Raw genomic sequence first — 26,482 nt, 5'->3', positions numbered from 1 at the left:
TCTTTCTCGTGGGCAAGCGAAGATATGGTCTAAGCGCCGGTATTTTAAGCGATTAGATTAAACCAAGTATAACTATGGCGGTTTTTGCTTAGTAAAAAGGGTGCCGTAGCACCCTTATAGATTACCGCTACCACAATAAACTTATTTAACCGGACGCATCGCTGGGAACAGGATAACGTCACGGATGGTGTGGCTGTTGGTAAACAACATCACCATACGGTCGATGCCGATGCCCAAACCAGCAGTGGGCGGTAAACCATGTTCCAGCGCGGTGACGTAGTCTTCATCGTAGAACATCGCTTCATCATCGCCAGCTTCTTTAGCACTAACCTGATCAGCAAAACGCTGAGCCTGATCTTCAGCATCATTCAACTCTGAGAAACCGTTACCAATCTCACGGCCACCGATAAAGAACTCAAAGCGGTCAGTGATAAACGGATTATCATCATTACGACGTGCCAGCGGAGAAACCTCTGCTGGATATTCAGTAATGAAAGTAGGCTGAATCAGGTGGCTTTCTGCGGTCTCTTCGAAGATCTCGCATTGAACGCGGCCTAGGCCCCAGCTCTTCTCAACTTTAATGCCTAATGACTCGGCGATAGCCAAAGCTTTGTCCATATCGTCCAAATCTGCCACATTGGTTTCAGGGCGATATTTGCAAATGGCTTCTTTCATGGTCAGTTTGGCAAAAGGCTTACCGAAATCGAATGTCTGCTCACCATACTGCACCACACTGCTACCCAATACGGTTTCAGTCAGAGTGCGGAACAGCTCTTCAGTCAGCACGATCAGATCTTTGTAATCCGCATACGCCATATAGAGTTCCATCATGGTGAACTCTGGGTTATGACGCGGGGAAACGCCCTCATTACGGAAGTTACGGTTGATTTCGAATACACGTTCAAAACCACCCACAACCAGGCGTTTCAGATACAGTTCTGGCGCGATGCGCAAGTACATATCGATATCCAGCGCATTGTGATGAGTCACAAACGGACGCGCTGAAGCACCACCTGGGATCACTTGCATCATAGGGGTTTCGACTTCCATGAAGCCTTTTTCCACCATGAAGCTACGAATACCAGACATCACCTGCGAACGAACTTTGAAAGTATGGCGAGATTCATCGTTAGCGATCAGATCCAAATAACGCTGACGGTAACGGGTTTCCTGATCAGCCAAGCCGTGGAATTTATCCGGCAGCGGACGCAGCGCTTTAGTCAACAGGCGCAGTTCGCTACAGTGGATAGACAACTCACCGGTTTTAGTTTTAAACAGCTTGCCACGAGCACCCAGAATATCGCCCAGATCCCACTTTTTGAATTCTTCGTTATAAACGCCTTCCGGCAGATCATCGCGGGAAACGTACAACTGAATACGGCCACCGACATCTTGTAGTGTGACGAATGATGCTTTACCCATAATACGGCGAGTCATCATACGGCCAGCCACGGTGACTTCGATATTCAGCGCTTCTAACTCTTCATTCTCTTTACTGCCGTACTCAGCATGTAGCTGGTCAGAGAGGTGCTCACGACGGAAATCATTAGGGAACGCAATTCCCTTTTCCCGCAGCAAGGCCAGCTTTTCCCGACGAGCTTGTAACTCACTATTGAGTTCTGGTTCTTGCGCTTGCTCAGCGACTTGTGGTTTTTGCTCTGACATCTAAGTTCCTCATAGCCCGGCTTTCAAACTTGCTTCAATGAATTTGTCCAGATCACCATCCAGTACCGCTTGCGTGTTACGTGTTTCCACGCCGGTACGCAAATCTTTGATACGGGAGTCATCCAGTACATAAGAACGGATCTGGCTACCCCAACCGATATCAGACTTATTGTCTTCCAGAACCTGTTTATCAGCATTTTTCTTTTGCATCTCAAACTCATACAGCTTCGCCTTCAACTGTTTCATCGCTTGATCTTTGTTCTTATGCTGAGAACGGTCATTCTGACACTGAGTCACGATATTGGTCGGAAGGTGGGTAATACGTACCGCAGATTCCGTTTTGTTGACGTGCTGACCACCCGCACCGGATGCGCGGTAAACGTCAATACGCAGATCTGCCGGGTTGATTTCGATATCAATATCGTCATCAACTTCTGGATAGACAAAAGCAGAACTGAAAGAGGTATGACGACGGCCACCGGAGTCAAACGGGCTTTTACGAACTAGGCGATGAACGCCAGTTTCAGTACGTAACCAGCCAAAGGCGTAATCGCCGATGATCTTAATGGTGGCAGACTTCAGGCCTGCAACATCACCATCAGATTCTTCGATGATTTCAGTTTTGAAGCCTTTTGATTCAGCCCAGCGCAGGTACATACGCAGCAGCATGCTGGCCCAGTCTTGGGCTTCAGTACCGCCAGAACCCGCTTGTAAATCCAGGTAGCAGTTGGCGCTATCATATTCACCAGAAAACATGCGGCGGAATTCGAGCTGGCCCAGCTTGCCGTCAAGGATCTCTAACTCGGCAATGGCTTCGTTAAAAGTCTCTTCATCGTCAGCTTCAATCGCCAATTCCAGCAAGCCGGAAACGTCTTCCATACCTTGATCCAATTGATCAATGGTCGAGACAATCTCTTCTAGCGCAGAACGTTCTTTACCCAGCGCTTGCGCACGCTCAGGTTCATTCCAGACGTCGGGCTGTTCCAGCTCGGCGTTTACTTCTTCCAGTCGCTCTTTCTTGGCATCATAGTCAAAGATACCCCCTGAGAACGTCTGTCCGATCAGACAGGTCCTGAATTCGGTTTTTTACCGGGTTTATTTCAAACATGGTTTTGAGTCTTACGTTGAGTCGTAGATGACGGAATGTCATTATACCCGTCATACTTCAAGCTGCATGGGTGTTGGCTGTCTTCGTTCACCCGGATCATTGACTGACGTCAACTCATCGGAATTTACTCAGTTGCCGCCTTCCTGCAACTCGAATTATTTAGGGCACAGAATTGGTAATTCTAACGGATCTGTCCGGCGGTTTATAGCTCGTTGACTATATTTCCTGCTTACTTGAAATCACAGTGGCGTTAACGCGACTTATTCACCCGAATCACTGGCCTGAGCCAGCTCATCGGGCTTCATTGGAATGTTGCCTAATAAGGCCACAAATGCTGGACCAACAACTGGACACTACGATTACCACGATATTCATTGATATCGAGTTTGTAAGCCAGCTTAACCTCACGCACACTGCTGTCCGGCCATAAGGTGGTATCGATATTAAACGCAATACCATCGAGTAGCGGACCGCCATTTAGCGGCTCAATCATCAGTTTTAGATGACGCTCCCCCACCAGCCGTTGCTGCAAAATACGGAATTTGCCATCAAATGTCGGTTCTGGGAAAGACTGCCCCCAGGGGCCACCATCACGCAACAACTCCGCCGTTTCCAGCGATAATTCGTTGCCTTTCAGTTCACCATCGGACCAAATAACGCCTTCCAATTGTGAGGCATCCATCCATTCACCGACTAAATCGGCAAAACGCTGACGGAACTCATCGAATTTATCTTGTTCCAATGATAATCCCGCCGCCATTGCATGGCCGCCAAACTTCAGCATCAATCCTGGGTTCAATGTATCCAGTCGCTCAAGAGCATCGCGCATATGTAACCCAGCCACACTGCGCCCCGACCCCTTCAGTAACCCCTCACCCGCTGGGGCAAAAGCAATGACTGGCCGATGAAAACGTTCTTTGATGCGCGAGGCTAAAATCCCTACCACACCCTGATGCCATTCTGGATGGTACATCGCAATGCCGTAGGGCAATGTCGTGCTGGTACGTTCCAGTTGGTCGCACAGTTGCAGCGCCTCAACCTGCATCCCCTGCTCTATCTCTCGGCGCGCCTGATTAAGGGCATCCAAATCGATTGCTAAAGCTCTGGCCTGAGCGATATCGTCAGTGAGAAGAAGTGCAACCCCAATAGACATGTCATCGAGACGACCAGCAGCATTAAGCCGTGGGCCAAGGGAGAAGCCGAGATCATTGGCAGCCAATTGACGGGCATCACGGTTGGCGACTTCCAATAGTGCACGGACCCCTGGACGGCATTTCCCCGCACGAATACGGCTTAATCCCTGATGGACCAGAATCCGATTATTGGCATCCAGTGGCACCACATCCGCAACCGTCCCCAGCGCCACTAAATCCAATAGTTCAGCCAGATTGGGCACGGCTAAAGCTCGTTGCTCAAACCAACCACTCTCTCGCAAACGGGCGCGCAATGCCAACATCAGATAGAAGGTAACACCCACCCCAGCCAGTGATTTGGAGAGAAAATCACAACCAACCAGATTCGGATTAATGATAGCTTCAGCCGCTGGCAAGGTTTCACCCGGCAGATGGTGGTCGGTAACCAGCACCTGAATGCCCAAGGCATGGGCCAAATCCACCCCGGCATGAGAAGAAATACCGTTATCAACCGTGACGATCAATTCCGCACCACGGGCAGCGACCTGTTCAACCACTTCCGGGCTAAGCCCGTAGCCATCGTCAAAGCGATTGGGCACCAGGTAATCAACATTACTGCCACCCATGCTGCGCAAAGCCAGTACTGCCAGTGCAGTGCTGGTGGCACCATCGGCATCAAAATCGCCGACAATCACGATACGCCGTTTGTCAGCCAGTGCTTGCTGTAACAGGGTAACCCCGGCATCAATGCCATCGAGTTGCTGCCAGGGCAATAGACCTTTTACGCCTCGTTCCAGTTCTGTCGCAGTTTTAACCCCACGACTGGCATAGAGGCGGCGCAGCAACGGATGCAATTGCGCCGGTAAATGGTTGTCATCCGTCGCCTCACGACGACGAAGTTGAGTTTTGAGTGTCACGGGTGATTAACCCGCCGCTTTTAAGGAAGCCTGATGCTTATTCAGCATTGCCAACATCTCTTTCGGCTCCAGATAACCGGGAACGATAGTGCCGTTTTGCAGCACAATCGCAGGCGTGCCCTGAATACCAAACTGCACGCCGAGCTGGTAATGCTTGCTAATGTCTGTTTTACAGGTAGCCGGTGATATCTCGGTACCTTTCATTGCTTCATCGAACGCTTTATTACGATCAGCCATACACCAGATGGATCGCATATCTTTTTCTGCCTGAGAACTTAAGCCCTGACGTGGGAACGCCAGATAACGCACAGTAATGCCCAGCGCGTTATAGTCTTTCATCTGCTCATGCAACTTATGGCAGTAACCACAGGTGATATCGGTAAACACCGTAACAACATGTTTTTCCTGCGGTGCTTTATACACAATCATTTCACTGCTTAATGCTTCAAGTTTTTTCACCAACATCTGATTGGTCACATTGACTGGCTGGCTACCGCTCACATCATACAGTGGCCCTTGCAACAGATGCTGACCGTCGGCTGAGATATAAAGCACTCCGTTTTCGGTCATCACCGTGCTCAAACCTGGGATCGGCGAAGGCTGGACATCAGCTTGCTGAATATCTAATTTTTTTAGCGTCTGTTGGATAGCGGCATCATCTGCGTTAACCGGGCCGGCGAATGCGGCGATGAACACCGGCAGTAACAATAAACTTTTTCTCATTTATGAATCCTATCTCTTTCCACACAACATCGTTTTTCTACAAAACAATCATGCACGTGGATGATGCTGTTGATGTAGCTGTTTCAAACGTTCCGTAGCTACATGAGTATAAATCTGGGTTGTCGACAAATCGCTGTGGCCCAGTAACATTTGTACCACACGCAGGTCAGCACCGTGATTCAGTAGGTGCGTGGCAAAAGCGTGCCGTAATACATGGGGTGAAAGCCGTTCACTATCAATACCTGCAAGGATCGCATAGTGTTTGATGCGATGCCAGAAAGTCTGTCGGGTCATTTGCTGGCTACGATTGCTGGGGAACAGCACATCTAGTGACTGGCCATTAATCAACCATGGACGCCCATGCTCCATGTAGTTTTCAATCCAGTACACCGCTTCTTCGCCCAATGGCACCAGCCGCTCTTTATTTCCTTTACCAATAACCCGCACCACCCCCTGACGCAGGCTGACATCACTGATGGTCAACCCCACCAGCTCCGATACCCGCAAGCCCGTGGCATAAAGCACTTCCAGCATGGCTTTATCGCGCAATTCTAGCGGAATATCAACATTGGGTGAGTTGAGCAGCCTATCAACCTGTGCCTCACTTAAATCTTTAGGTAAGCGTTGCGGCAATTTAGGTGATGAGAGCAGAGCCGTCGGATCATCTTCACGCAGCTTTTCGCGGTATAAATATTGGAACAGACGACGCATCGCACTGAGTAAGCGTGCCGAACTGGTCGCTTTATAGCCGCCTTCAATGCGCTCAGCAAGAAAGGATTGCAAGTCCTGCGAACCTGCACGCAATAAATCACTGCCGTGATGTTCTAACCATCCGGTTAATGCATGTAAATCCAGACGATATGACGCTAGTGTATTCTCAGCCAGGTTTCTTTCCAGCCATAAGGCATCAAGAAACTGTTCAATCAGCGGGTTATTTTGCTGTTGCATTGTTGTTTCTCTCTTTGATTGAACTCAAGCGCCATTATGCCTGATGACGAGACAAATCTGGTACACTCGATGCTATTCCTTATTAGTAATGCTATGGCTATACATCATGAAGATTGGTCTCTTTTACGGCTCCAGCACCTGCTATACCGAAATGGTGGCAGAAAAAATCCGCGATATTCTTGGCGAAGATTTGGTTGATTTGCACAACCTGAAGGATGCCAGCCCCCAGTTAATGGAAGCCTATTCCATCCTGATTTTAGGTATCCCTACCTGGGATTTCGGCGAATTACAGGAAGACTGGGAAGCCATCTGGCCACAGTTAACGCAGCTTAATCTGAAGGGAAAGATTGTCGCCATGTATGGCATGGGCGATCAATTCGGATATAGCGAATGGTTTCTGGATGCTCTTGGTATGCTGCACGATCATATCGCCCCACTGGGAGTGGAGTTTATCGGTTTTTGGCCGACGGAAGGGTTTGAATTTACTAGCCCAAAACCACTCAGCGCCGATGGTAAACACTTTGTTGGTTTAGCATTGGATGAGGTCAATCAATACGATTTGAGCGAAGAGCGCATCGAGCAATGGTGTGATCAAATTCTCTTAGAGATGGACGCGCTGCTGTAGTCAGCCAAACGGGCACCTGATGTGCCCGCTTCTGTATCCCTTGCGTTATATCAATCCCATAAGCGAAACGCGTCGGTACTGCTGCCCTCTACTGCTACCGGTTTATTCACCGTCTTATCGGTATTGGCTTCGGTCGATTTCTGCCCGGTCAATAGCTGTGGGTTAGCCACTTGATACCAATCTAAATGCCGGGTTAACACCATCACTGCGGCCAGAATAATAAATAGCAACCCTGCGCCGAGTAACAATGCATTGTCTTCCGATTGCAGCAAGCCAAACAAAACCCCGTACAACAGCAATAAACCACCAGCAAACAATCCGCCTCGCCGCCACCCGCCCAGCACCGCACTCAGGTAGATAGCGATCAACAAGCTGCAACTCAAACTGGCGATAGTATAAGCCAGCGTGAAGCCAAGATGTTCAGAGAACGCCAGCAACATTAGGTAGAACAGCACCAGGGCGGCCCCCACCAGCAGATATTGAATTGGATGCACACGCAGTGAGGTTAGACTTTCAAACAGGAAGAAGCTGAAGAAAGTGAGGCCAATAAACAAAATGGCATACTTAATGGCTCGTTCGGTTAACTGGTAGTGATCGACCGGTTCAATCAAGCTGGTGCTAAAAGCGGGTAACTCATTGAAGTCGACATGTGGGTCATCACCCGCAAAGTTGATATTTATGTTGTTGGCCAGCCAGTTAGTGCTCCAATGGGCACGAAAGCCTTTTTCGTCCACCTTGCGCTGCAACGGTAAAAACTCGCCGACAAAATTAGGATGCGGCCAATTGCTTTGTAAGGTTAGCTCACTGCTACGCCCGATAGGGACTACCGACAGACTATTGGTGCCAGTCAGCGTCAGTGTAAAGCTAATATCAAATTTTTTCTGTTGAATTTGCGCTAATGAAAGCTCTGCATGAACACCTTGCGCAGTCCGCCCCAGGAAAGCACCGGGTTCGAAGTTAATTTTTTGGCTGCCCACCGTGAGTGGCGAAATTTGCTGTATACCCCGCGAATCGCTCAGCGCCACCACCAGTGACGGTCTACCGATAGTGACGCCGTCATGTATCAAGTCGTCCAATGCCGTAGCGTCAAATTGCGCGTTGAAATTAAGCGCCCCCTGATAGACTTGCGCTTTATAAATACCCAATCGCCGCACATCAACATCCGGCGCACCGCTAACGGTCATGACCTCCGGCAGTATGTAGCGACTGCGATTAACCCACTCTCTCTTTTTTTTGCCATCAACTTCGCTTTCTACCCATTCGCTATAAGGCACCACAATTAGCGGACCAAGGATCTTCTGCGATCGGCTGGTGCTGTCACTGACTTTATCGATAACACTTTGCCGATAACCACTGCGTTCAGAGATAACGTTCAGTAACATCTCTTTCGGGATCATCATCAATAGAATTAAGCCCAGCAATGTGGCTATTTTCCAAAACAGTACGGACTTGAACATGACTTGCGCTCCTTTTAAGGTCAGGAGAGCAGCTTAAGTCAGTGAAGTGAAAGCAGAATGAGGCTATGTGAAGTGAAGGTGAAGTCAGCCAATCATGTGGCATCCAGCGGCAACGTTAAATAGGCACTCACCCCTTGTGGCAAGCGGTTCTCCAGCGAAATCCGCCCGCGATGAATAGCGGCCACCTCGCGCACAAAATTCAGCCCCAAGCCAGTACTTTTCGGGCTATCGGCCCTTGGTAATGAATAAAAACGGTCGAAAATTCTCTCTTGAGCGTAATCGGGAATACCGCTGCCATTATCTTCAACCGTTATCAGATACTCCCCCTCATGCCGATCGCCACTGAGTATCACGGCCCCGCCCAAAGGCGTGAAATCCAGTGCATTATCAATCAGATTGGTCAGCGCCTGACTGAGTAATAACCCATCCCCGGTTAATATTGCGCTATCGGCGCTTTTTAGTTGCAGGCAAATACCGCGGCTGACAGCTTGTGCCTCTTTCGCACTGAAGGTTTGCTTGAGTATGTGACTGATATCCAATGGAGAAAATTGTAAATCAACCCGGCTCTCGAGCCGTGCCTGCACCAACATTTTATCTACTAGTTGCCGGATGCGTGCACTTTGCTGCTCAATATTAACAATAAACCGCTGGGCGGTGGCTGGCGGGGGCGACTCACGTAGCAGTTCAGCTGCACCGGTAATGGCGGCTAATGGGCTTTTCAGCTCATGAGTCATGGTGTGAACATATTGTTCGATGTAGGCTTTGCCATCCAATTTAAGACGCATACTTTCCAGTGCGCGGGCCAAATCATTCAACTCGCTACTGCCGATCGCTGGCAGCGCCACAACCTGCCCCTCGGCCACCCGCTCAGCGTAATCTACCAATTTGCCGATAGCGCGGTTTATCCACCATACGAAGCCCAAGCCAATCAGCAGAGCAATACCGAGCAAGACACCACCAGCCAACAAGATCTTACGCTCACTGCGTTTGATAACGGGCGCCATGGAAATATTGGGTTTACCCACACTGAGCACCCCAATGATTTTGTTTTCAGCAATGACCGGTGCCGCCACATACATTACCGAACTTTGTTCATCTGCGGGATTGGTACGGGTGCTGCGTGCGCCATATTCACCGCGTAGCGTCAGCCAAACATCATTCCAGCGCGAATAATCTTGCCCTACCGCTTTACCCGATGAATCAAAAATCACCCGTCCGTCGGTATCCGTCAGATAAACGCGATATTCGTTACGATCCTTGCGAATACCTTCAATATTGGCACCTATTGGCCGCAAATTTAGCGAAGCAAACGCTTGTGCCAATTGACCACTGGCAACGTTATCCAGCAGCATATCTTGCCGGGCAAACTGTGCCAGTAGTGTGGCGGTATCCACTAATGTGCCTTCGGTGGCGCGCCGGACGCCAGGTTTCACCTCTTGTACGAAAATACGAATAACAAAATAACCGGCAATGGCCACTATCAGAAAGTAACCTAGCAGTAAGCGCACGCCGATTTTCATCGCTGACTCTTCATCATCGGTAACTCAGACTATAGCCCAACCCACGATGAGTGCGGATTGGTGACTCCTCATCGTAAGCCATACGCAATTTTGAGCGCAGGGTTTTAATGTGGGTATCGACAGTACGGTCCTGACTCTCTTCTGCCTGCGCCCAAACAATATCCATCAGTTGCTGACGTGAAAATATGCGCTCGGGGGCCAGTAATAAGGTTTTCAGTAACAGATATTCATAGCGGGTGAGCCAGAGAGGCTGCTGATGATAGGTCACCCGCGCGCCGGCCTCATCCAGGGTGAAATCACCGAATTGATGCACCATAGCAGAGGCGGCCAGAATTTGTGATTTTTGTAAGCGCCGCAATACCGTGCGCACGCGGGCACTCACTTCACGGGGTGAGAAGGGCTTAGCAATATAATCATCGGCACCAATCTCCAGCCCGACAATGCGATCCAGTTCTTCACTACGGGCGGTAAGAAATACCACCGGCAGCGCGGGTTCGCGCGCCAATAGACGGCGGCACAGGTCAAAACCATTGATATCAGGTAAGCCAACATCCACTATCGCTAAAGCGGGCCGGCCATCCGCCAGTGCTGCCAGCGCCGGTTCCCCCCGGTCAAACCACCGGAGGGTAAAACCTTCGCTTTCTAAGGTATAAATCAGCGTATCAGCGATACTTGGTTCATCCTCTACCAGCCAGATTAAGGGTTTCATTGATTCATCCCCTCATCTGAGCCAAATGAATGCCGCAATAGCTGACATAATTGCCGCCACTCATCTTCTGACATACTGTCGGCGGCCAGCCACAACCGCTTACGGGCTGAACGGCTGCTCGACTGCTGTAGATTTAATAACACGCCATAACGGGTAATCCATGGCTGTTTGGCCACGATCCATTCGAGCCTTTTCCATAGTACCAAATTGCCGGGTTTCAACCGGATCTCGCCTTGACAGGACGTAATATTTTTCTGGCTGCGGATACACTCAAACACTACCAGCGTCAGCAATACCAACCACAATGCGGTATACCCTTGAGGCCAAGGCGCAACCAAGGTAAGTATCACTAAAACACCATGAGACAATAAAGAGAAGAGTTGAGTGTGCCAGGATACCCGCAAATCACATCGCCACTGGGCCACGGGCTTTATTTCGTGTTTGAATCAGTTTGACCATCTGACGCAGCTCGCTATCCTGCGGCTCCCCGTGATTCATCAGCCAGTTGAATAAGTCTGGGTCATCGCACTCAAGTAAGCGAATAAATGCCTGCTTCTCGTTATTACTCAAGCCATCATACTCATGTTCAAAAAACGGCATGATAGAGATATCAAGTTCACGCATACCACGACGGCACGCCCAGTGAATACGGGCCTTATTATCGATTTCCATGTCCTGATTGACTCCTCAGTGAAGGATATTATCCGAACCCGGCCGCCAATAAGCGCCTGATTCGGTGCGTTGCTAGAGTAACAATTTGATACATCCAACGGGAAGATTATCACCGTTGAATTGTCATTTTAAGATGCTAAATGCTCAGCAAATGCTGTTTTTTTCAAACACCTTTAACATGCTGTTGCAGAATCTGCGGTCATTGTACCTCAGATGTCGGTTAATTTAGATATTGGATAATAATGACCAATCCGTGGAATAACTGCTTGCAAAGCTACTCCGCTATTTTACCATTGGGACATAAGCTCACGGCACCGCCTTGGCAGGTGCTATTCATTGGCAGATACTTTTCATTTGCAGGTAAGCATGGCACATAACACTCCGTTCTCTGCACAACCACCGGTCGCCTCTTCCGGGCTGCCATTAACACTCATCTCGCTCGATGACTGGGCGCTCATTACCTTAACTGGCGCTGACCGAGTGAAATATCTGCAAGGGCAAGTTACTGCGGATATCGATGCTCTGTCCACCGACCAGCATATCCTGTGCGCCCATTGTGATGCTAAAGGGAAAATGTGGAGCAACCTGCGGCTATTTTATCGTGGCGAGGGGTTGGCATTTATTGAGCGCCGCAGCCTGCTGGATAACCAGTTAAGCGAACTCAAGAAATATGCCGTGTTCTCTAAAGTGGCTATTGCTGCACAGCCTGACGCCGTTCTGTTAGGCATTGCAGGGGCAGAGGCGAAAACTGCGCTGGCTGAGGTTTTTGCCGAATTACCGAGTGCCGAGCATCCGGTGACCCAGCAAGGTAATAACACACTGTTGCATTTCTCACTCCCCGCCGAGCGTTTTTTGCTGGTAACTGATGCCGCGCAAGCCCAGCAACTAGTAGAAACACTGGCCGACCGCGCGCAGTTTAACAACAGTAAACAGTGGCTGGCGCTGGATATTGAAGCAGGCTTGCCAATTATTGATACTGACAGCAGCGCGCAGTTTATTCCTCAAGCCACCAATATTCAGGCGTTGAATGGCATTAGCTTCAGTAAAGGTTGTTACACCGGGCAGGAGATGGTGGCCAGAGCCAAATACCGCGGAGCCAACAAACGCGCGCTGTACTGGTTAGCGGGTGCTGCCAGCCGTGTACCGGCAGCCGGTGAAGATTTAGAGTGGCAATTAGGTGAGAACTGGCGTCGTACCGGTTCCGTGTTAGCCGCAATTCAACTCAGTGATGGCACTGTGTGGGTGCAGGCGGTGTTGAACAACGATCTGGCGGCAGACAGTGTGCTACGAGTGCGCGATGATGTTGGCAGTGTGCTGACTATTCAGCCGTTGCCCTACTCACTGAGTGATGAGAAGTAGTCTTACTCGAACCAGAGGCCGGTTATCCGGCCTCAATTTATGCATGTGGCTACAGCATCAAACGTACAAATAGATCGCCATAAAGTGGCAGACACTGCCACCCAACACAAAACCATGCCAGATAGCATGACCGAAACGGATACGCTTAGAGGCGTAGAAAACCACCCCTAAAGTGTAAAGCAAGCCGCCAATAGTCAGTAATGCCAACCCGCCAATTTCAAGTTTCACCGCCAGCTGATAAATCACAATCAGTGATAACCAGCCCATCGTTAGGTAAGTCACGAGCGACAACACCTCAAATCGATGAGCAAAAGCCAGCTTAAATATCACACCGAACAGCGCCAGCCCCCAAATGACCGCCATTAACCCTCTGGCCAGTGGCGAATCCAATCCCACCAGCAGAAAGGGGGTATAAGTGCCGGCAATCAAAATATAAATGGCACAGTGGTCAAACTTCTGTAGCCAGAGCTTCGCCTTACGGTGTGGCACGGCGTGATACAGTGTTGATGCCAGAAAAAGCAAAATAATACTGCCGCCATACAAGCTATAGCTGGTTAGCGCTTTGGTATCAGCACCACTGTCTACTGCCTGCACCAAAAGCAACACCAGCCCGATAATTCCAAACACCACACCAATACCATGGCTAATGCTATTAGCTATCTCTTCTGCCCATGGATAGGCTGGGGTCGTTGTGGCCGGTGACAATATCGAGGGGGCCGCAGAAGTAGGTGGTGTAACTGTAGCAGAGGGTGTAACTGATTTATTATTCAATACTTATTATCCTGAATATTAGCTGTTGTATACCCAAAGACATTGGCGTTGCAGTCAAGCTGCAAGGTAATCAATCCCGATGAGCGGCACGGTAGGTAGCCAATTGCGCAAATATACTGCACTCAGGTTAACTGAGAATGATTCCAGTGTACACGTGTAAGCTTAAATATTCTGTCAATACATGTAACTCGCCATGTCTATCGCCAGATGAAGCAAAAAGAACAGAGTAATTGCAGATAATCAGGTAACGTATTACCGGTCTACCTTTATCTGATTTGAGGGTTGTTTGTTATGTCATTAACACTGCCAGTTCTGGATTTTGGCCCCCTGACCGAGACTGTCCAGTTTCTGATGGAAGTTGATAAGCTAAAAGATATACAGCGCCGCACCAAAGTGATTGCCAGCTTACGGCAGGAAAACTCCGCTGAGCACAGTTGGCATTTTGCGGTGGCGGCAATGAGTCTGGCCCCCTATGCAGGCCCGGATGTTGATATCAACCGCGTAATTCAAATGGCACTGCTGCACGATATTGTTGAAATCGATGCCGGTGATGTCATCGTTTATGATTTGGCCGCCAGAGCCGCCATTCATGAACAAGAAGTGGCCGCGGCTAAACGGTTATTCGGTATGCTCCCTCCCGCTTTAAACGCGCAATTTACCGCGCTGTGGGACGAATATGAAGCAGAAGAAACCGCCGATGCGTGCTTTGCGACCGTGCTGGACCGCATTTTGCCAATGCTGATTAACCTGCATACCGAAGGGCAAAGCTGGATAGAAAATGGTATCCGTTTGCAACAAGTGCTGGATCGCAACCAACGAGTCGCTGAGCGCTATCCTCAGATCTGGCAATATTTACTGCCCCAGTTACAGGCTGCGCAGCAAAAGGGCTGGCTGAAATAATCATGTTGAAGTACATGCGGTTAGGCCAGCTATGTCAATCGACTGGCAAACCGCATCTGTTTTATTTTCCGCCCGCCAGGTCCAATACACTGCCGGTGACATAAGAGGCACAGTCTGACAGCAACCAAACAATCGCCTCAGCAACTTCATGTGGGTGACCACCCCGTTTCATGGGTAACAAGCTTTGGATCCGGTCAACCCGCCCGGGTTCACCACCACTGGCATGGATATCGGTATAGATAACACCTGGCCGTACCCCGTTAACCCTAATCCCCTCAGCCGCCACCTCCAGCGACAAACCGATGGTCAGTGTATCAATAGCCCCTTTGGAGGCCGCATAATCCAAATATTCCCCCGGCGCACCAAGGCGGGACGCGGCAGAAGAAACATTAACAATTGCCCCACCATGGCCACCATGGCGCATAGCCATGCGTTTAACCGCCTCGCGACTGCATAAGAAATACCCTGTCACATTGGTCGTTAGCACTCGGTTAATACGTTCGGCGGTCAAGCCTTCAATACTGGTTTGTGGGAACAGAATACCGGCATTATTCACTAATGCACTGATTGGCCCCAGTTGCGCCTCAAGTTGTTCAAACAGCGCCACAACCTGTGATTCATCAGCAATATCCGCCTGTAACGCAATCGCCAACCCTCCCGCAGCCGCTATCTCCGCCACCACCTGCCGCGCGGCCTGCTGGTCATTGATATAATTGACCGCCACCCGATAACCATGTTTTGCCAACAGCAATGCGGTCGCACGACCAATTCCCCGGCTGCCGCCCGTCACTAATGCAACTTTCTTATTCATATCCCGGTTCCCTATGCTGCGATAAAGAGTTGCCAAACTAGCATGCCAATACTGGCGAGATAATCAACATAGCAAAAGGGCCGCATACGCGACCCTCAGATTCATGCACAACTTATCTCTATTTTAAATTACTCATAATCAGCAATTGGGACACATGAGCAGAACAGATTACGGTCGCCGTACACATCATCCAAACGTTTCACCGCTGGCCAGTATTTGTTCTCCATCACACCTGCAACCGGGAACACAGCCAGCTCACGGCTGTAAGGGTGCTGCCAGTCCCCCACCAGCTCCGCCTGAGTATGAGGCGCATTCACCAGCGGGTTGTCTTCCAGCGGCCATTCGCCTTGGGCCACTTTGTCAATCTCGCTACGAATCGCTAACATCGCATCGATAAAGCGGTCCAGTTCCACTTTGCTTTCTGATTCTGTCGGCTCCACCATCAGTGTTCCGGCAACCGGGAACGACATGGTCGGCGCGTGAAAACCGAAATCGATCAGGCGTTTAGCGATATCCATTTCACTGATACCGGTCGCCTCTTTTAGCGGACGAATATCCAGAATACACTCATGTGCCACACGGCCATCGTGACCGGTATACAACACCGGATAGGCGGCTTTCAGGCGGGTAGCGATGTAGTTGGCATTCAAAATAGCCACCTGACTGGCTTGCTTCAAGCCATCAGCGCCCATCATGCGAATATACATCCAACTGATAGGTAAAATTGATGCACTACCAAATGGCGCGGCTGAAACGGCACCTTGCTGAGTGGTCATACCGTCGATTTGCACCACACTGTGACCGGGCACAAAAGGTGCCAAATGGGCTTTGACGCCAATTGGCCCCATGCCTGGTCCGCCACCGCCATGTGGGATACAGAAAGTTTTGTGCAAGTTAAGATGCGATACATCAGCCCCGATATAACCCGGCGTAGTGATGCCAACCTGCGCATTCATGTTCGCGCCATCCAGATAAACTTGCCCGCCAAACTGATGAACGATTTGGCAAACTTCACGGATGGTTTCTTCATACACGCCGTGGGTTGACGGGTAGGTCACCATAATGCAAGACAACTCATCACCCGCGTCTTCTGCCTTTTGGCGCAAGTCATGTAAATCGATATTGCCTTGCTTATCACAGGCTACCACCACCACCGACATACCGGCCATTTGTGCTGACGCGGGGTTAGTGCCGTGGGCTGAGCTTGGTATTAAGCAGATATGGCGACTCGCCTGATTGCGACTTTCGTGGTAACGGCGGATAGCCAGCAAACCGGCATACTCTCCCTGCGCACCTGAGTTTGGTTGCATACACACTGCGTCATAACCCGTCAGTTGCACCAACCATTGTGACAGTTGACCAATCATCTGCTGATAACCGGCCGCTTGCTCCGGCGGGCAGAATGGGTGTAACTCAGCGAATTCCGGCCAGGTAATCGGGATCATCTCGGCGGCAGCGTTCAACTTCATGGTACAAGAACCCAACGGGATCATCGCCTGATTCAGCGCCAAATCTTTGCGCTCTAAACGATGCATATAACGCATCATTTCGGTTTCGCTGTGGTAACGATTGAATACCGGATGGGTCAGAATCGGCTCTTGGCGCAGCATCGTAGCCTGTATCGACTGGCTGCTCTGGCTGACTTTTGCGTCAAGCTGGTCAATATCCAGGCCGTGGCTATCACCGGCTAACAGGGCAAAAAGGGCCTGAATATCTTCGCGGGAGGTGGTTTCATCCAGCGTGATACCCACAGCGCCATGAATGTCAGTGCGCAGGTTAATACCAAAACTCAATGCACGAGCCAATACCGTAGCTTTGTCTTTGACTTCAACTGTCAGGGTATCGAACCAGTGCTGGAAACGGAGACTCAGGCCTACTTGTTGCAAACCCGCAGCCAGGATATCGGTCATCCGGTGAATACGGCCAGCGATACGCTGCAAGCCCTGCGGGCCATGATAAACCGCATACAGGCTGGCAATATTGGCCAGTAGCACCTGTGAGGTACAGATGTTGGAGTTAGCTTTCTCGCGGCGAATATGTTGCTCACGGGTCTGCATCGCCATACGCAACGCAGTATTACCGGCAGCGTCGCGTGATACCCCAATAATGCGGCCCGGCATCGAGCGTTTAAATTCGTCACGGCAGGCAAAGAATGCAGCATGTGGGCCGCCATACCCCATCGGCACACCAAAGCGCTGAGCGGAGCCAAATACCACATCGGCACCTTGTGTCCCCGGCGCAGTCAACAGCACCAGCGCCATAATATCGGCAGCCACGCTGGTAATGATTTTACGTTTTTTCAGTTCAGACAGCAGCGCGCTGTAGTCATGCAGTTCACCAGTGGTGCCTACTTGTTGCAGCAACACACCAAAAACACCATCCAGCTCCAGCACTTTTGCAGCGCGGTCGACAATCACTTCAAAACCAAAAGTTTCAGCGCGAGTTCGCACCACATCCAGCGTTTGTGGATGAACATCATCAGCCACAAAGAAGCGATTAGCGTCCTTCAGCTTACTGGCTCGCTTGGCTAATGCCATCGATTCTGCCGCAGCAGTAGCCTCATCCAGCAAAGAGGCAGAAGCCAGATCCAACCCCGTCAGGTCTTGTGTCAATTGCTGGAAATTCAACAGCGCTTCAAGGCGGCCCTGAGAAACTTCTGGCTGATAAGGTGTGTAAGCGGTGTACCAGCCTGGGTTCTCCAGCATATTACGCAGGATAACCGGCGGGGTCAGTACCGGGCTGTAGCCCATGCCGATGTAGGATTTATAGCGCTGATTCTGGCTGGCAATCCCTTTAAGTTCCGCCAGCGCCTGGTGTTCAGTGGCGGCATCACCCACTTGTGGTGGGCTTGGCAATTGGATATCTGCCGGAACAATCTGCTGGATCAATGTACTTAACGAGTTGGCACCAATGGCGGCCAACATCTGTTGCTGTTGTTCAGCAGAGGAGCCGATATGGCGCTGAATAAAAGCATCGTTATGTTCAAGCTGGCTGAGATTCTGAGTCATTTGCTACACATTCCTGAATAGGGCATGGGACGGGAGATATTTGAGATTAACCGCGCCTTGGAGAGGTATTAGAAATACTCACAAAGCCGAACTAAGGGGAAACACGTCGTTCGGGTCGTAGTGGCGTAAGCCACCGGAACGCCCGTAGACGTGGTCAACCCTTAGCTCATTGCACTTCACTCACCTCAGGCTTTTTTTCATTTATTCTTCAATGGTCGCCAAATACGCCTCGGCATCTAACAAACCTGCCAGCTCACCTTCATCAGAGGCTTTGATGCTGAACAGCCAACCATCGGTATAAGGTGCGCTGTTGACCAGTTCTGGTGAGCTTTCCAGCTCAGTATTAACCGCAACAATTTCGCCGCTGATCGGGGCATAAATGTCGGAAGCCGCTTTAACTGATTCGGCAACAGCACAATCACTACCAGCTGAAACTTCACTGCCCACTTCAGGCAAATCAACAAACACCATGTCGCCCAGTAGCTCTTGCGCATGCTCAGTGATACCGATGCTATAGATGCCATCGCCATCGGCACGAACCCACTCATGAGATGACGCATATTTTAACTCTGCTGGTACATTGCTCATTGCTGCTCCTTAAAAAGAGATAGAGCCAAAAGTTTAGGCTCTTATAATTCGGAAGACTTACAGCGCGACCGGCTTACCCGCCCGCACAAAACCGGGTTTTGTGACCCGCACTGGCATTTCACGGTTGCGGATTTGAACCACCGCACTCTCACCAATTCCCGCAGGCACACGGGCCAGCGCAATGCTGAAACCCAATGTAGGCGAGAATGAACCACTGGTTATCACACCGACATGTGAGTTACCCAGCGCATCAGAAAAATGCACGGGCAACTCATTACGTAATACGCCTTTTTCGGTCATGATCAAGCCGACCAGTTGCTCAGTTCCGTCCGCACGTTGCTTTTCCAGTGCTTCGCGGCCGATAAACTGACGGTCTTCTGGCAACCAGGCTACCGTCCAGCCCATATTGGCGGCTAACGGAGAAACACCTTCATCCATTTCCTGACCGTAAAGGTTCATACCCGCTTCCAGACGCAAAGTATCACGCGCACCAAGACCCGCAGGCTTCACCCCAGCGGCGAGCAATTGCTGCCAAAATTCAACAACTTGCTCTTTTGGCAGTGCGATTTCATACCCTGATTCACCGGTATAACCGGTAGTCGCGATAAAGAAATCACCCGTTTGAATACCAAAGAATGGTTTCATGCCCGCGATCGCCTGCTGCTGCTCAGGAGTCAGTAAAGTAGCCACTTTCTGTTGAGCCGTTGGGCCTTGTACCGCCACCAGGGCAAGATCGTCACGCACCGTCACTTCAACCTGGTAAGGTTCAGCATGCTGGATTATCCAGGCCAGATCTTTGTCACGGGTAGCGGAGTTAACCACTAAGCGGAAATAGTCTTCTTGCAGGAAATAGACAATCAAGTCATCGATAACACCGCCGGACGCATTCAGCATCCCGGTGTAAAGGGCTTTGCCCGGTTGGGTTAGTTTAGCAACGTCGTTGGCTAACAGGTAACGCAGGAACTCACGGGTACGGGCACCGTGCAGATCAACGATAGTCATATGAGAGACATCGAACATACCGGCATCTTGACGCACGATATGGTGCTCGTCGATTTGGGAACCATAATGCAATGGCATCATCCAGCCATGAAAATCTACCATGCGCGCACCGCACGCTACGTGCTGATCATACAGCGGGGTCTGCTTAGCCATCTACTCTCCCTCAATATACCCTTCGCACTTGAAGCCGTAGGGGCGTTGGCTACGTTCATTCACCCGAATCACTTACTGGTGTAAGCTCATCGGGAATTCATTCGCTTGCCGCCTACCTACAACTCCAATTGCTTTGGCTATAACATGTCATGAGTGTTTTATACCGGCTTCATCCCCCCTAATAAACAGGCATGAATACCGTTACGCAAACGATACCTTTTGCCCAACGTTATCACCGAACTCATCAGGTAACCATAAGCTAAAATAGGCAATAGCACGCCCTAAGAGGACAAAAGGCAGGGGTATTGTGCAGAGTTTTCCACTGAAAAAATGCGCACAGAGGCACATTATTAACAATTAATCAGTAAAAATTGCGATGTTATATAACCAAATAACCAAAACCCTGTCAGTTTCAACTTTTCAGGCTTTGGTTATCAGTGAGAAAAACTAATGCGAAAATAGGGCTGAAATTAGATTATTTCAACTAAGGGAGGTTTAGTGACTCACAAGACTACTCATCTAGCCAATCGGGTAAATCATGTAATCCCATGGCCTGCCGCACTAACGGTGGTTTTACCCCCGGCAAGTTATCAGCCAGCGTTAAGCCAATATCACGCAAGAGCTTTTTGGCAGGGTTACTGCCCGCAAACAGGGAGCGGAAACCCTGCATACTGGCAAGCATCACCGCAGCACTGTGCTTGCGGCGACGTTCATAACGCCGCAGATAGAGATGCTGACCGATATCTTTGCCTTGGCGCTGTAAACGGCGCAGCTCAGAGACTAACTCAGCGGCATCCATAAAGCCCAGATTGACGCCCTGCCCGGCCAACGGATGCACAGTATGGGCAGCATCCCCCACCAGCGCCAACCGGTGTGCCGCGAAGCTACGTGCATAGCGCCCCATCAGCGGGAAGGTCTGGCGCTCACTCTCAAGCTGGCATTGCCCCAAACGCATATCAAACGCCATGCCCAGTTCGCGGTTGAATTGCTCGGCAGGTAGCGCAGCTAACTCGGCAGCACGCTCAGGAGGAAGTGACCAGACTATCGAACTCAAGTGTGGGGAGCTAAACGGCAGGAAAGCCAGAATACCATCACCATGAAATACCTGACGCGCCGTTGCCTGATGTGCTTCTTCCGTGCGGATGGTCGCTACCAGCGCATGGTGGGCATAGTCCCAAAAAGTCAGTGGGATATCCGCATGCTGGCGCAACCATGAGTTAGCGCCATCGGCCCCAACCACCAGCCGCGCACTGAGCATACGGTCATCAGTTAGCGTGATAAAAGCTTCGCTTTCACCCCATGCCACCTGTTTGAGGCTGGCCGGTGCCAACAGCGTAACCTCAGCTAATTGGCTGGCACGCTGCCATAGCGCCTGCTGAATCACTCGGTTCTCAATGATATGACCGAGATGGCTGAAGCCATATTCATCAGCATGAAACGCTATTTTGCCAAAACTGTCTTGGTCCCACACTTCCATGCCGCCATAGGGGCTGGCCCGTAGCGCCAAAATGCTGTCCCATACCCCTATTTTTTTCAATAAGCGCTCACTGGCAGCATTGATCGCCGAGACACGTAGCGCCAACTCATCAGTCAGCGGTGCAGTGAGAGGTTCTGGTGCGGGCTGATGCTCCAGAATAGCGATGCGCAAGCCACTGCCCTGTAAGCCACAGGCCAGCGCCAGACCGACCATTCCGCCACCGGCGATTACCACGTCATATGATTGCATGCCAATATATTCCCATTAAATACTAACGCTCTACCCATCCCAATGTCTGCCGGGCGAAAGTATCACGTATTGCAGGCATCAGCTCCATTGACATCAGAGCAAGGTTACGCCCAACCACCAGTGGCCCATAGCGATTGGCAAACAGACGAATTAAACCATCAGTGACACCAATAGTCGCCTGTTGATCCCCTTGTCGCCGCTGCTGATATTGGCTGAGAACCGCATACTCACCGGGGTCGCCCTCCGCCTGCGCGATAGTTTCAGCCAGCGACATCACATCACGCAGCCCTAGATTGAAACCCTGCCCGGCAATGGGATGCAGTGTTTGCGCCGCATTACCCACTAACGCCAGACGGTGACTGATATGGCGCGAAGCCGTCAATAATTGCAGCGGGTAGCTGTAGCGCTTACCCGCATGGAGAATTTTACCCAACCGCCAACCAAAAGCTTGCTGCAATTGCGCCACAAAACGGGCGTCATCCCAACTATCGACCTGCTGCTTTTCGTGTTTAGCGTGACACCAGACCAGCGAGCTACGCCCTTCAGACATCGGTAATAATGCCAGCGGCCCATTGCGGGTAAAACGCTCAAAAGCCCGACCTGCCGGTAGTTCGGAAGTCGTAATATTGGCAATCACGGCGATCTGTTGATAGTCCTGCTGCTGCCACTGAATATTACAAGCCCGCGCCAGTGCCGAATGAGATCCGTCGGCTGCCACTAGCAGCTTTGCACTCAGTTGTTGGCCGTTATCCAGCGTCACACCGGCTGATGCAACAGTACGAACCACATCTACCACTTTAGCCGGGCAATGCAGCGTCACTCCCGGCGCTTTCTGCAATAAGGCAAACAGCCTTTTACCGGCATCATGTAGCTCAATAACATTACCCAGTGCCGCAACACCATAATCAGCGGCGCGTAAGTTAACAAAACCCGAATGACCGCTATCACTAACATGAACATGTTCAATGGCGGTGGCACAATCAACCAGATGCGCCCAGATACCAATGCGCTCCAGTTGTTGGCAGGTGCCTTGTGCCAAGGCAATCGCTCTGGCATCAAAACCCGGATGCTGCCTGCTATCAGGAAGTTGTGCTTCAACCAAAGCAACCGGTACCCGCCCTTTGGTGAGGGATGAAATAGCCAGCGCCAGAGTTGCTCCGGCCATACCACCACCAACAATGATTACGCTCATCAGTTATCTCGCTGCCGCCATCAGGGCTTCAATGGCATCGGGATCTTTCACCACACCGGCGGTCAGATTTTCATTGCCGTCAGCAGTAATCACGATGTCATCTTCGATACGAATACCAATACCACGGTATTCTGGCGGTACATCAGCATCTGGGGCGATATAGAGACCCGGCTCAATGGTCAGCACCATTCCCGGTTCCAAAATGCGGCCACGGTCACTATTGGTATAATCACCGACATCATGCACATCCAATCCTAACCAGTGGCTTAAACCATGCATAAAGAAGGGGCGATGCGCTTTTTCAGCGATCAATTGCTCGATATCACCTTTTAGAATGCCCAAACCAACCAGACCCGTAATCATAATGCGCGCCACCTCCTCGGTGACTTCGCGGATACTGGTACCCGGGCGGAACAATTCTATTGATTTATTAATCGAGGCCAGAACGATGTCATAAATCTCACGTTGTGCTGGCGTGAATTTGCCGTTAACCGGGAAGGTGCGGGTGATATCACCGGCATAGCCACGGTATTCACAACCTGCATCAATCAGCACTAACTCACCATCCTGCAATTCACTCTCATTTTCGGTGTAATGCAAAATGCAGCCATTCTCACCACCGCCAACGATAGTGTTATATGCCGGGTAACGCGCGCCATGGCGGGTGAACTCATGCAGAATCTCCCCTTCCAACTGATACTCAAACATACCTGGGCGACATTTTTCCATCGCGCGAGTATGGGCTAGCGCACTGATTTCACCGGCGCGGCGCATCACAGTAATTTCTTCAACTGACTTAAACAGGCGCATTTCATGCAACCATGGACGCCAGTCAGTTAGCGTGGCCGGTGCACGTAAATTTTTACGAAAACCGTTACGTAATCTTTCCAGCGCGGCAAAAACAATTTTATCTGCATAAGCATATTGCCCCTGCGCGTGATAAATCACATCAAGGCGATTGAGCAACAAATAGAGCTGTTCGTCGATTTCATCGAAGGATAATGCGCGGTCAACACCTAACTTGAGGGGGGCCGCATCTTGCCCTAAACGGCGGCCAAACCAGATCTCGGCGGTTAAGTCCCGCACCCGGTTAAACAACACGCTGTGGTTATGGGTCTCATCGCTTTTTACCAGAATCAACACCGCCTCCGGTTCATTGAACCCCGTCAGGTAGCTAAAATCGCTATTCTGACGATAAGGGTATTCGGAATCCGCACTGCGCGTAGCCTCCGGTGCGGCGAAAAACAGTGCTGCACTGCCCGGGGCCATCTTCGCCAACAGCGCCTGACGGCGGTTCTGGTATTCTTGCTGAGTCATCACACCCTCCTGGAACATCCGATTTAATCGACTTAATTCAACATATTACACCATATCATTTAATGTAGTGTTGGCTTACGCATCTCTGGTGCAGTCGGCTTCTGTTGAGTAAATTCGATATGGCACAAAATAGCCGCCACACGCACATACTCAATAACTTCTTCTAATGATTGAGCCAGCTCTTCTTGATCTTCATCTTCGTCGTAGCCTAATTGGGCAATATTACGTAAATCATCAATGGCTTCACCCACTTCATCTTTCACCTGCGCCAATTTCGGTTGCAACATACCCAAACCTAACAGGAAATGGTTGACCCAACCTGATAATGCGTCAGCACGGTCAAAAACCGAGATATCGTCCCCTTCAGGGATAAGCAACTGGAACATAAAACCTTCGTTCTCCAGCGCTTCTTGTGTTGCTTCATGTAACTGTTGTAACGGCAATCCCAACGCTTGTGAAAAGGCAACGCCCTCATTGGTCAGGTCATGTACCAGCGTGCGCCAGCCATTGTCTTTACTGCCACCACAGAGCATGCCGCTGATCAGGCCATGCATTTCTGCGGGGGTTAATGCTACCGCTTGCTGGCTTAACGCCAAGGCAAGTGATTGGTAAGTTGGTAATGTATTCTCTATAGACATGCGTATTGGTCATCGTTGGCAGGATAAGTTCGTGTTATGCTACCACCAAGAAAGGTCGCTATACCAGAAAACGCAACGCGCTAGACCCTAATACCCAACGGGTATTAGGGGTTGAATCTTGGTATCGAGATATATATAGTGACGCCCGCTTTGCAACTACGAGCATTTTGCCTCTGGTTTACAAGGTTGGCGCGAAAATTAGTCAGGAAGGTGGCATGTCTGCACAACCGGTAGATATTCAAATTTTTGGTCGCTCGTTAAGAGTCAATTGTCCGCCAGAACAACAAGACGCGTTGAACATGGCAGCAGAAGATCTTAACCAACGGTTGCAAGATCTCAAAGTTCGCACTAGAGTCACAAATACTGAGCAGTTAGTTTTTATCGCAGCATTGAATGTCTGTCACGAATTAGCTCAGGAAAGGTTGAAAACCCGTGACTATGCATCCAATATGGAGCAACGTATTCGGATGTTACAACAGACCATTGAACAGGCGTTGCTTGAACAAGGTCGCATCTCTGAACGTCAGGATGCACAGTTTGAATAAATCTCTGTTGAATGATAGATTCAGCAGTGAGTAAAAAATTTCTCTGAGGTGTTTGCCAGCGGGCCAGTCCCCTGAGCCGATATTTAATACCAACAGAATGTAGTGACTCCGTAACTGGTGCGCATGCTCGGTCCGCCGAGAAGCCTTAAGGTTGCGACGCTGCGTTCACCTTGAACCATGGGTTCAAGGGTTACAGCCTGCGGCGGCATCTCGGAGATCCCCTCTTTATCGATTAACCAGCATTTGGGGTTATCACGTTCGTTTTACATTGGCTGTCTACTGGCATCAGCAATATATCTTCCGAATCAATAAAATGTCTTTTTAATCAAAAAATTATCCTTTAAATTAACAACATATTTTTGAATAAATAATATGCCTTTGACTGCGCAATATGCCCTTGAGCGACAAAAGATTCGTAGTGAGATTCGTGAACGTCGGCGTCTGTTGACTGCGGAACAACAGCATCAGTCAGCGCATCTGGCGGCAAAGCATATCGCTGAGCATGACAGAATCCGTCAGGCTAACACCATTGCCGTGTTCCTCTCCTTCGATGGTGAACTCAATACCCGCCCCATTATTGAGCTGCTATGGCAGCAACAAAAACAGGTTTATCTGCCGGTTTTGCACCCTTTCAGCCCCGGTAATTTATTATTTCTGCGTTATCGCCCTGATAGCACGCTTATCCGTAATCGCCTGAAAATCCTTGAACCACAATTAGATGTGCGAGAAGTTCTGCCACTAAACCAATTGGATATAGTAATAACCCCGTTAGTGGCGTTTGATAGCCTCGGGCAACGTTTAGGTATGGGTGGTGGCTTTTATGACCGTACGCTGCAACACTGGCAGCAAGGGCGCCCTTATCCTATTGGCCTGGCCCATGATTGCCAATGGGTAGAGCACTTGCCCTGTGAGCTTTGGGATGTACCATTGCCAGAGATAGTGACACCAACAAAAGTGTGGCAGTGGTAAGAGATAATCCTGCAAAATAAAAAAAC

The 26,482-nt window shown here is 50.2% G+C and carries 24 protein-coding genes and 1 other RNA gene; 6 read left to right on the top strand and 19 right to left on the bottom strand.

Features of this window, described 5'->3' with window-relative positions; genetic code table 11:
- Positions 1-141 precede the first annotated feature (141 nt).
- The 5 genes from lysS to xerD form a co-directional block, all read right to left on the bottom strand.
- Positions 142-1,665, bottom strand: coding sequence for a lysine--tRNA ligase (lysS, locus tag A6J66_021125; GenBank protein PNM26432.1), 1,524 nt, complete (start codon positions 1,663-1,665; stop codon positions 142-144).
- Positions 1,666-1,674: 9 nt separating this feature from the next.
- Positions 1,675-2,773, bottom strand: a protein-coding gene (gene prfB, locus A6J66_021120) for a peptide chain release factor 2 (GenBank protein ID PNM26431.1) whose coding sequence is annotated in 2 segments (ribosomal slippage) — positions 1,675-2,697 and positions 2,699-2,773 — 1,098 coding nt in all. Because the reading frame shifts where the segments join, the coding sequence is not laid out codon by codon here.
- Between the two features lie 316 nt (positions 2,774-3,089).
- Entirely contained in the window at positions 3,090-4,823 is a 1,734-nt protein-coding gene (locus A6J66_021115) for a single-stranded-DNA-specific exonuclease RecJ (GenBank protein PNM26430.1), read from the bottom strand.
- Positions 4,824-4,829: 6 nt separating this feature from the next.
- Positions 4,830-5,546, bottom strand: a complete 717-nt coding sequence (locus A6J66_021110; GenBank protein ID PNM26429.1) for a bifunctional protein-disulfide isomerase/oxidoreductase DsbC — start codon at positions 5,544-5,546, stop codon at positions 4,830-4,832.
- Positions 5,547-5,594: 48 nt separating this feature from the next.
- A complete protein-coding gene (xerD, locus tag A6J66_021105; protein PNM26428.1) occupies positions 5,595-6,494 on the bottom strand; it encodes a site-specific tyrosine recombinase XerD in 900 nt (299 codons plus the stop codon).
- A 106-nt stretch (positions 6,495-6,600) separates the two neighbouring features.
- On the opposite strand from xerD, the gene A6J66_021100 reads away from it, so the two are divergent.
- The gene (locus A6J66_021100) at positions 6,601-7,119 is read left to right on the top strand and encodes a flavodoxin FldB (protein ID PNM26427.1); all 519 of its coding nucleotides are present in this window, start codon (positions 6,601-6,603) and stop codon (positions 7,117-7,119) included.
- Between the two features lie 50 nt (positions 7,120-7,169).
- On the opposite strand, the gene A6J66_021095 is transcribed toward A6J66_021100, so the two are convergent.
- From A6J66_021095 to A6J66_021075, 5 genes are all read right to left on the bottom strand, one after another.
- On the bottom strand, positions 7,170-8,576 hold the full coding sequence (locus tag A6J66_021095) for a cell envelope integrity protein CreD (protein PNM26426.1): 1,407 nt from the start codon (positions 8,574-8,576) through the stop codon (positions 7,170-7,172).
- A 92-nt stretch (positions 8,577-8,668) separates the two neighbouring features.
- On the bottom strand, positions 8,669-10,096 hold the full coding sequence (locus tag A6J66_021090) for a two-component system sensor histidine kinase CreC (GenBank protein PNM26425.1): 1,428 nt from the start codon (positions 10,094-10,096) through the stop codon (positions 8,669-8,671).
- A gap of 13 nt (positions 10,097-10,109) precedes the next feature.
- Positions 10,110-10,805: a two-component system response regulator CreB gene (locus A6J66_021085; protein ID PNM26424.1), complete on the bottom strand. Its 696-nt coding sequence runs from the start codon at positions 10,803-10,805 to the stop codon at positions 10,110-10,112.
- A complete protein-coding gene (locus A6J66_021080; GenBank protein ID PNM26423.1) occupies positions 10,802-11,230 on the bottom strand; it encodes a hypothetical protein in 429 nt (142 codons plus the stop codon). The genes A6J66_021085 and A6J66_021080 overlap by 4 nt, the downstream gene beginning before the upstream one ends.
- A complete protein-coding gene (locus A6J66_021075) occupies positions 11,211-11,477 on the bottom strand; it encodes an FAD assembly factor SdhE (protein PNM26422.1) in 267 nt (88 codons plus the stop codon). The genes A6J66_021080 and A6J66_021075 overlap by 20 nt, the downstream gene beginning before the upstream one ends.
- A gap of 366 nt (positions 11,478-11,843) precedes the next feature.
- Between A6J66_021075 and A6J66_021070 the strand changes: the two genes are divergently transcribed.
- Positions 11,844-12,836, top strand: coding sequence for a tRNA-modifying protein YgfZ (locus A6J66_021070; GenBank protein PNM27114.1), 993 nt, complete (start codon positions 11,844-11,846; stop codon positions 12,834-12,836).
- Positions 12,837-12,893: 57 nt separating this feature from the next.
- Here the strand turns inward: A6J66_021070 and A6J66_021065 are convergent, their stop codons facing one another.
- A complete protein-coding gene (locus A6J66_021065) occupies positions 12,894-13,541 on the bottom strand; it encodes a hemolysin III family protein (GenBank protein ID PNM27113.1) in 648 nt (215 codons plus the stop codon).
- Positions 13,542-13,898: 357 nt separating this feature from the next.
- On the opposite strand from A6J66_021065, the gene A6J66_021060 reads away from it, so the two are divergent.
- On the top strand, positions 13,899-14,507 hold the full coding sequence (locus A6J66_021060; GenBank protein ID PNM26421.1) for an HD domain-containing protein: 609 nt from the start codon (positions 13,899-13,901) through the stop codon (positions 14,505-14,507).
- Between the two features lie 61 nt (positions 14,508-14,568).
- Here A6J66_021060 and A6J66_021055 read toward each other — a convergent pair whose 3' ends face one another.
- From A6J66_021055 to A6J66_021020, 8 genes are all read right to left on the bottom strand, one after another.
- Positions 14,569-15,318 (bottom strand): NAD(P)-dependent oxidoreductase, encoded by a 750-nt coding sequence (locus A6J66_021055; protein ID PNM26420.1) that lies wholly within the window; start codon positions 15,316-15,318, stop codon positions 14,569-14,571.
- A gap of 128 nt (positions 15,319-15,446) precedes the next feature.
- A complete protein-coding gene (locus tag A6J66_021050) occupies positions 15,447-18,326 on the bottom strand; it encodes an aminomethyl-transferring glycine dehydrogenase (GenBank protein PNM26419.1) in 2,880 nt (959 codons plus the stop codon).
- A gap of 201 nt (positions 18,327-18,527) precedes the next feature.
- Entirely contained in the window at positions 18,528-18,914 is a 387-nt protein-coding gene (gene gcvH, locus A6J66_021045) for a glycine cleavage system protein H (GenBank protein ID PNM26418.1), read from the bottom strand.
- Between the two features lie 57 nt (positions 18,915-18,971).
- On the bottom strand, positions 18,972-20,069 hold the full coding sequence (gene gcvT / locus A6J66_021040; GenBank protein ID PNM26417.1) for a glycine cleavage system protein T: 1,098 nt from the start codon (positions 20,067-20,069) through the stop codon (positions 18,972-18,974).
- Positions 20,070-20,580: 511 nt separating this feature from the next.
- Positions 20,581-21,795 (bottom strand): FAD-dependent 2-octaprenylphenol hydroxylase, encoded by a 1,215-nt coding sequence (locus A6J66_021035; protein ID PNM26416.1) that lies wholly within the window; start codon positions 21,793-21,795, stop codon positions 20,581-20,583.
- A 22-nt stretch (positions 21,796-21,817) separates the two neighbouring features.
- Positions 21,818-22,987, bottom strand: coding sequence for a 2-octaprenyl-6-methoxyphenyl hydroxylase (locus A6J66_021030; protein PNM26415.1), 1,170 nt, complete (start codon positions 22,985-22,987; stop codon positions 21,818-21,820).
- 3 nt (positions 22,988-22,990) lie between these two features.
- Positions 22,991-24,304, bottom strand: a complete 1,314-nt coding sequence (locus A6J66_021025) for a Xaa-Pro aminopeptidase (protein PNM26414.1) — start codon at positions 24,302-24,304, stop codon at positions 22,991-22,993.
- A 59-nt stretch (positions 24,305-24,363) separates the two neighbouring features.
- Positions 24,364-24,942: a YecA family protein gene (locus tag A6J66_021020; GenBank protein ID PNM26413.1), complete on the bottom strand. Its 579-nt coding sequence runs from the start codon at positions 24,940-24,942 to the stop codon at positions 24,364-24,366.
- Positions 24,943-25,157: 215 nt separating this feature from the next.
- Here A6J66_021020 and A6J66_021015 point away from each other — a divergent pair, with 215 nt between their 5' ends.
- From A6J66_021015 to A6J66_021005, 3 genes are all read left to right on the top strand, one after another.
- On the top strand, positions 25,158-25,487 hold the full coding sequence (locus A6J66_021015) for a cell division protein ZapA (protein PNM26412.1): 330 nt from the start codon (positions 25,158-25,160) through the stop codon (positions 25,485-25,487).
- Between the two features lie 37 nt (positions 25,488-25,524).
- A non-coding RNA gene (gene ssrS / locus A6J66_021010) (6S RNA) lies at positions 25,525-25,708 on the top strand.
- 151 nt (positions 25,709-25,859) lie between these two features.
- Positions 25,860-26,456 carry a 5-formyltetrahydrofolate cyclo-ligase gene (locus A6J66_021005; protein PNM26411.1) on the top strand — a complete coding sequence of 199 codons (597 nt, stop codon included), beginning with the start codon at positions 25,860-25,862 and terminating at the stop codon, positions 26,454-26,456.
- The last annotated feature ends 26 nt before the right edge of the window (positions 26,457-26,482 follow it).

Source organism: Yersinia enterocolitica, assembly GCA_002082245.2.
Taxonomy (GTDB): domain Bacteria; phylum Pseudomonadota; class Gammaproteobacteria; order Enterobacterales; family Enterobacteriaceae; genus Yersinia; species Yersinia enterocolitica_E.
Note: the sequence above shows the minus strand (reverse complement) of the source record. Positions and strands in the feature narration are given on the sequence as shown.

What these genes read in the sequence shown, in the direction of transcription:
- A6J66_021085 (PNM26424.1), bottom strand. Translation starts at nt 10,805, where the DNA reads ATGAAACCCTTAATCTGGCTGGTAGAGGATGAACCAAGTATCGCTGAT.
- A6J66_021050 (PNM26419.1), bottom strand. Translation starts at nt 18,326, where the DNA reads ATGACTCAGAATCTCAGCCAGCTTGAACATAACGATGCTTTTATTCAG.
- xerD (PNM26428.1), bottom strand. Translation starts at nt 6,494, where the DNA reads ATGCAACAGCAAAATAACCCGCTGATTGAACAGTTTCTTGATGCCTTA.
- gcvH (PNM26418.1), bottom strand. Translation starts at nt 18,914, where the DNA reads ATGAGCAATGTACCAGCAGAGTTAAAATATGCGTCATCTCATGAGTGG.
- A6J66_021005 (PNM26411.1), top strand. Translation starts at nt 25,860, where the DNA reads ATGCCTTTGACTGCGCAATATGCCCTTGAGCGACAAAAGATTCGTAGT.
- A6J66_021035 (PNM26416.1), bottom strand. Translation starts at nt 21,795, where the DNA reads ATGCAATCATATGACGTGGTAATCGCCGGTGGCGGAATGGTCGGTCTG.
- A6J66_021030 (PNM26415.1), bottom strand. Translation starts at nt 22,987, where the DNA reads ATGAGCGTAATCATTGTTGGTGGTGGTATGGCCGGAGCAACTCTGGCG.
- A6J66_021095 (PNM26426.1), bottom strand. Translation starts at nt 8,576, where the DNA reads ATGTTCAAGTCCGTACTGTTTTGGAAAATAGCCACATTGCTGGGCTTA.
- A6J66_021020 (PNM26413.1), bottom strand. Translation starts at nt 24,942, where the DNA reads ATGTCTATAGAGAATACATTACCAACTTACCAATCACTTGCCTTGGCG.
- A6J66_021100 (PNM26427.1), top strand. Translation starts at nt 6,601, where the DNA reads ATGAAGATTGGTCTCTTTTACGGCTCCAGCACCTGCTATACCGAAATG.
- A6J66_021090 (PNM26425.1), bottom strand. Translation starts at nt 10,096, where the DNA reads ATGAAAATCGGCGTGCGCTTACTGCTAGGTTACTTTCTGATAGTGGCC.
- A6J66_021075 (PNM26422.1), bottom strand. Translation starts at nt 11,477, where the DNA reads ATGGAAATCGATAATAAGGCCCGTATTCACTGGGCGTGCCGTCGTGGT.
- A6J66_021055 (PNM26420.1), bottom strand. Translation starts at nt 15,318, where the DNA reads ATGAATAAGAAAGTTGCATTAGTGACGGGCGGCAGCCGGGGAATTGGT.
- A6J66_021070 (PNM27114.1), top strand. Translation starts at nt 11,844, where the DNA reads ATGGCACATAACACTCCGTTCTCTGCACAACCACCGGTCGCCTCTTCC.
- A6J66_021025 (PNM26414.1), bottom strand. Translation starts at nt 24,304, where the DNA reads ATGACTCAGCAAGAATACCAGAACCGCCGTCAGGCGCTGTTGGCGAAG.
- gcvT (PNM26417.1), bottom strand. Translation starts at nt 20,069, where the DNA reads ATGGCTAAGCAGACCCCGCTGTATGATCAGCACGTAGCGTGCGGTGCG.
- lysS (PNM26432.1), bottom strand. Translation starts at nt 1,665, where the DNA reads ATGTCAGAGCAAAAACCACAAGTCGCTGAGCAAGCGCAAGAACCAGAA.
- A6J66_021015 (PNM26412.1), top strand. Translation starts at nt 25,158, where the DNA reads ATGTCTGCACAACCGGTAGATATTCAAATTTTTGGTCGCTCGTTAAGA.
- A6J66_021060 (PNM26421.1), top strand. Translation starts at nt 13,899, where the DNA reads ATGTCATTAACACTGCCAGTTCTGGATTTTGGCCCCCTGACCGAGACT.
- A6J66_021110 (PNM26429.1), bottom strand. Translation starts at nt 5,546, where the DNA reads ATGAGAAAAAGTTTATTGTTACTGCCGGTGTTCATCGCCGCATTCGCC.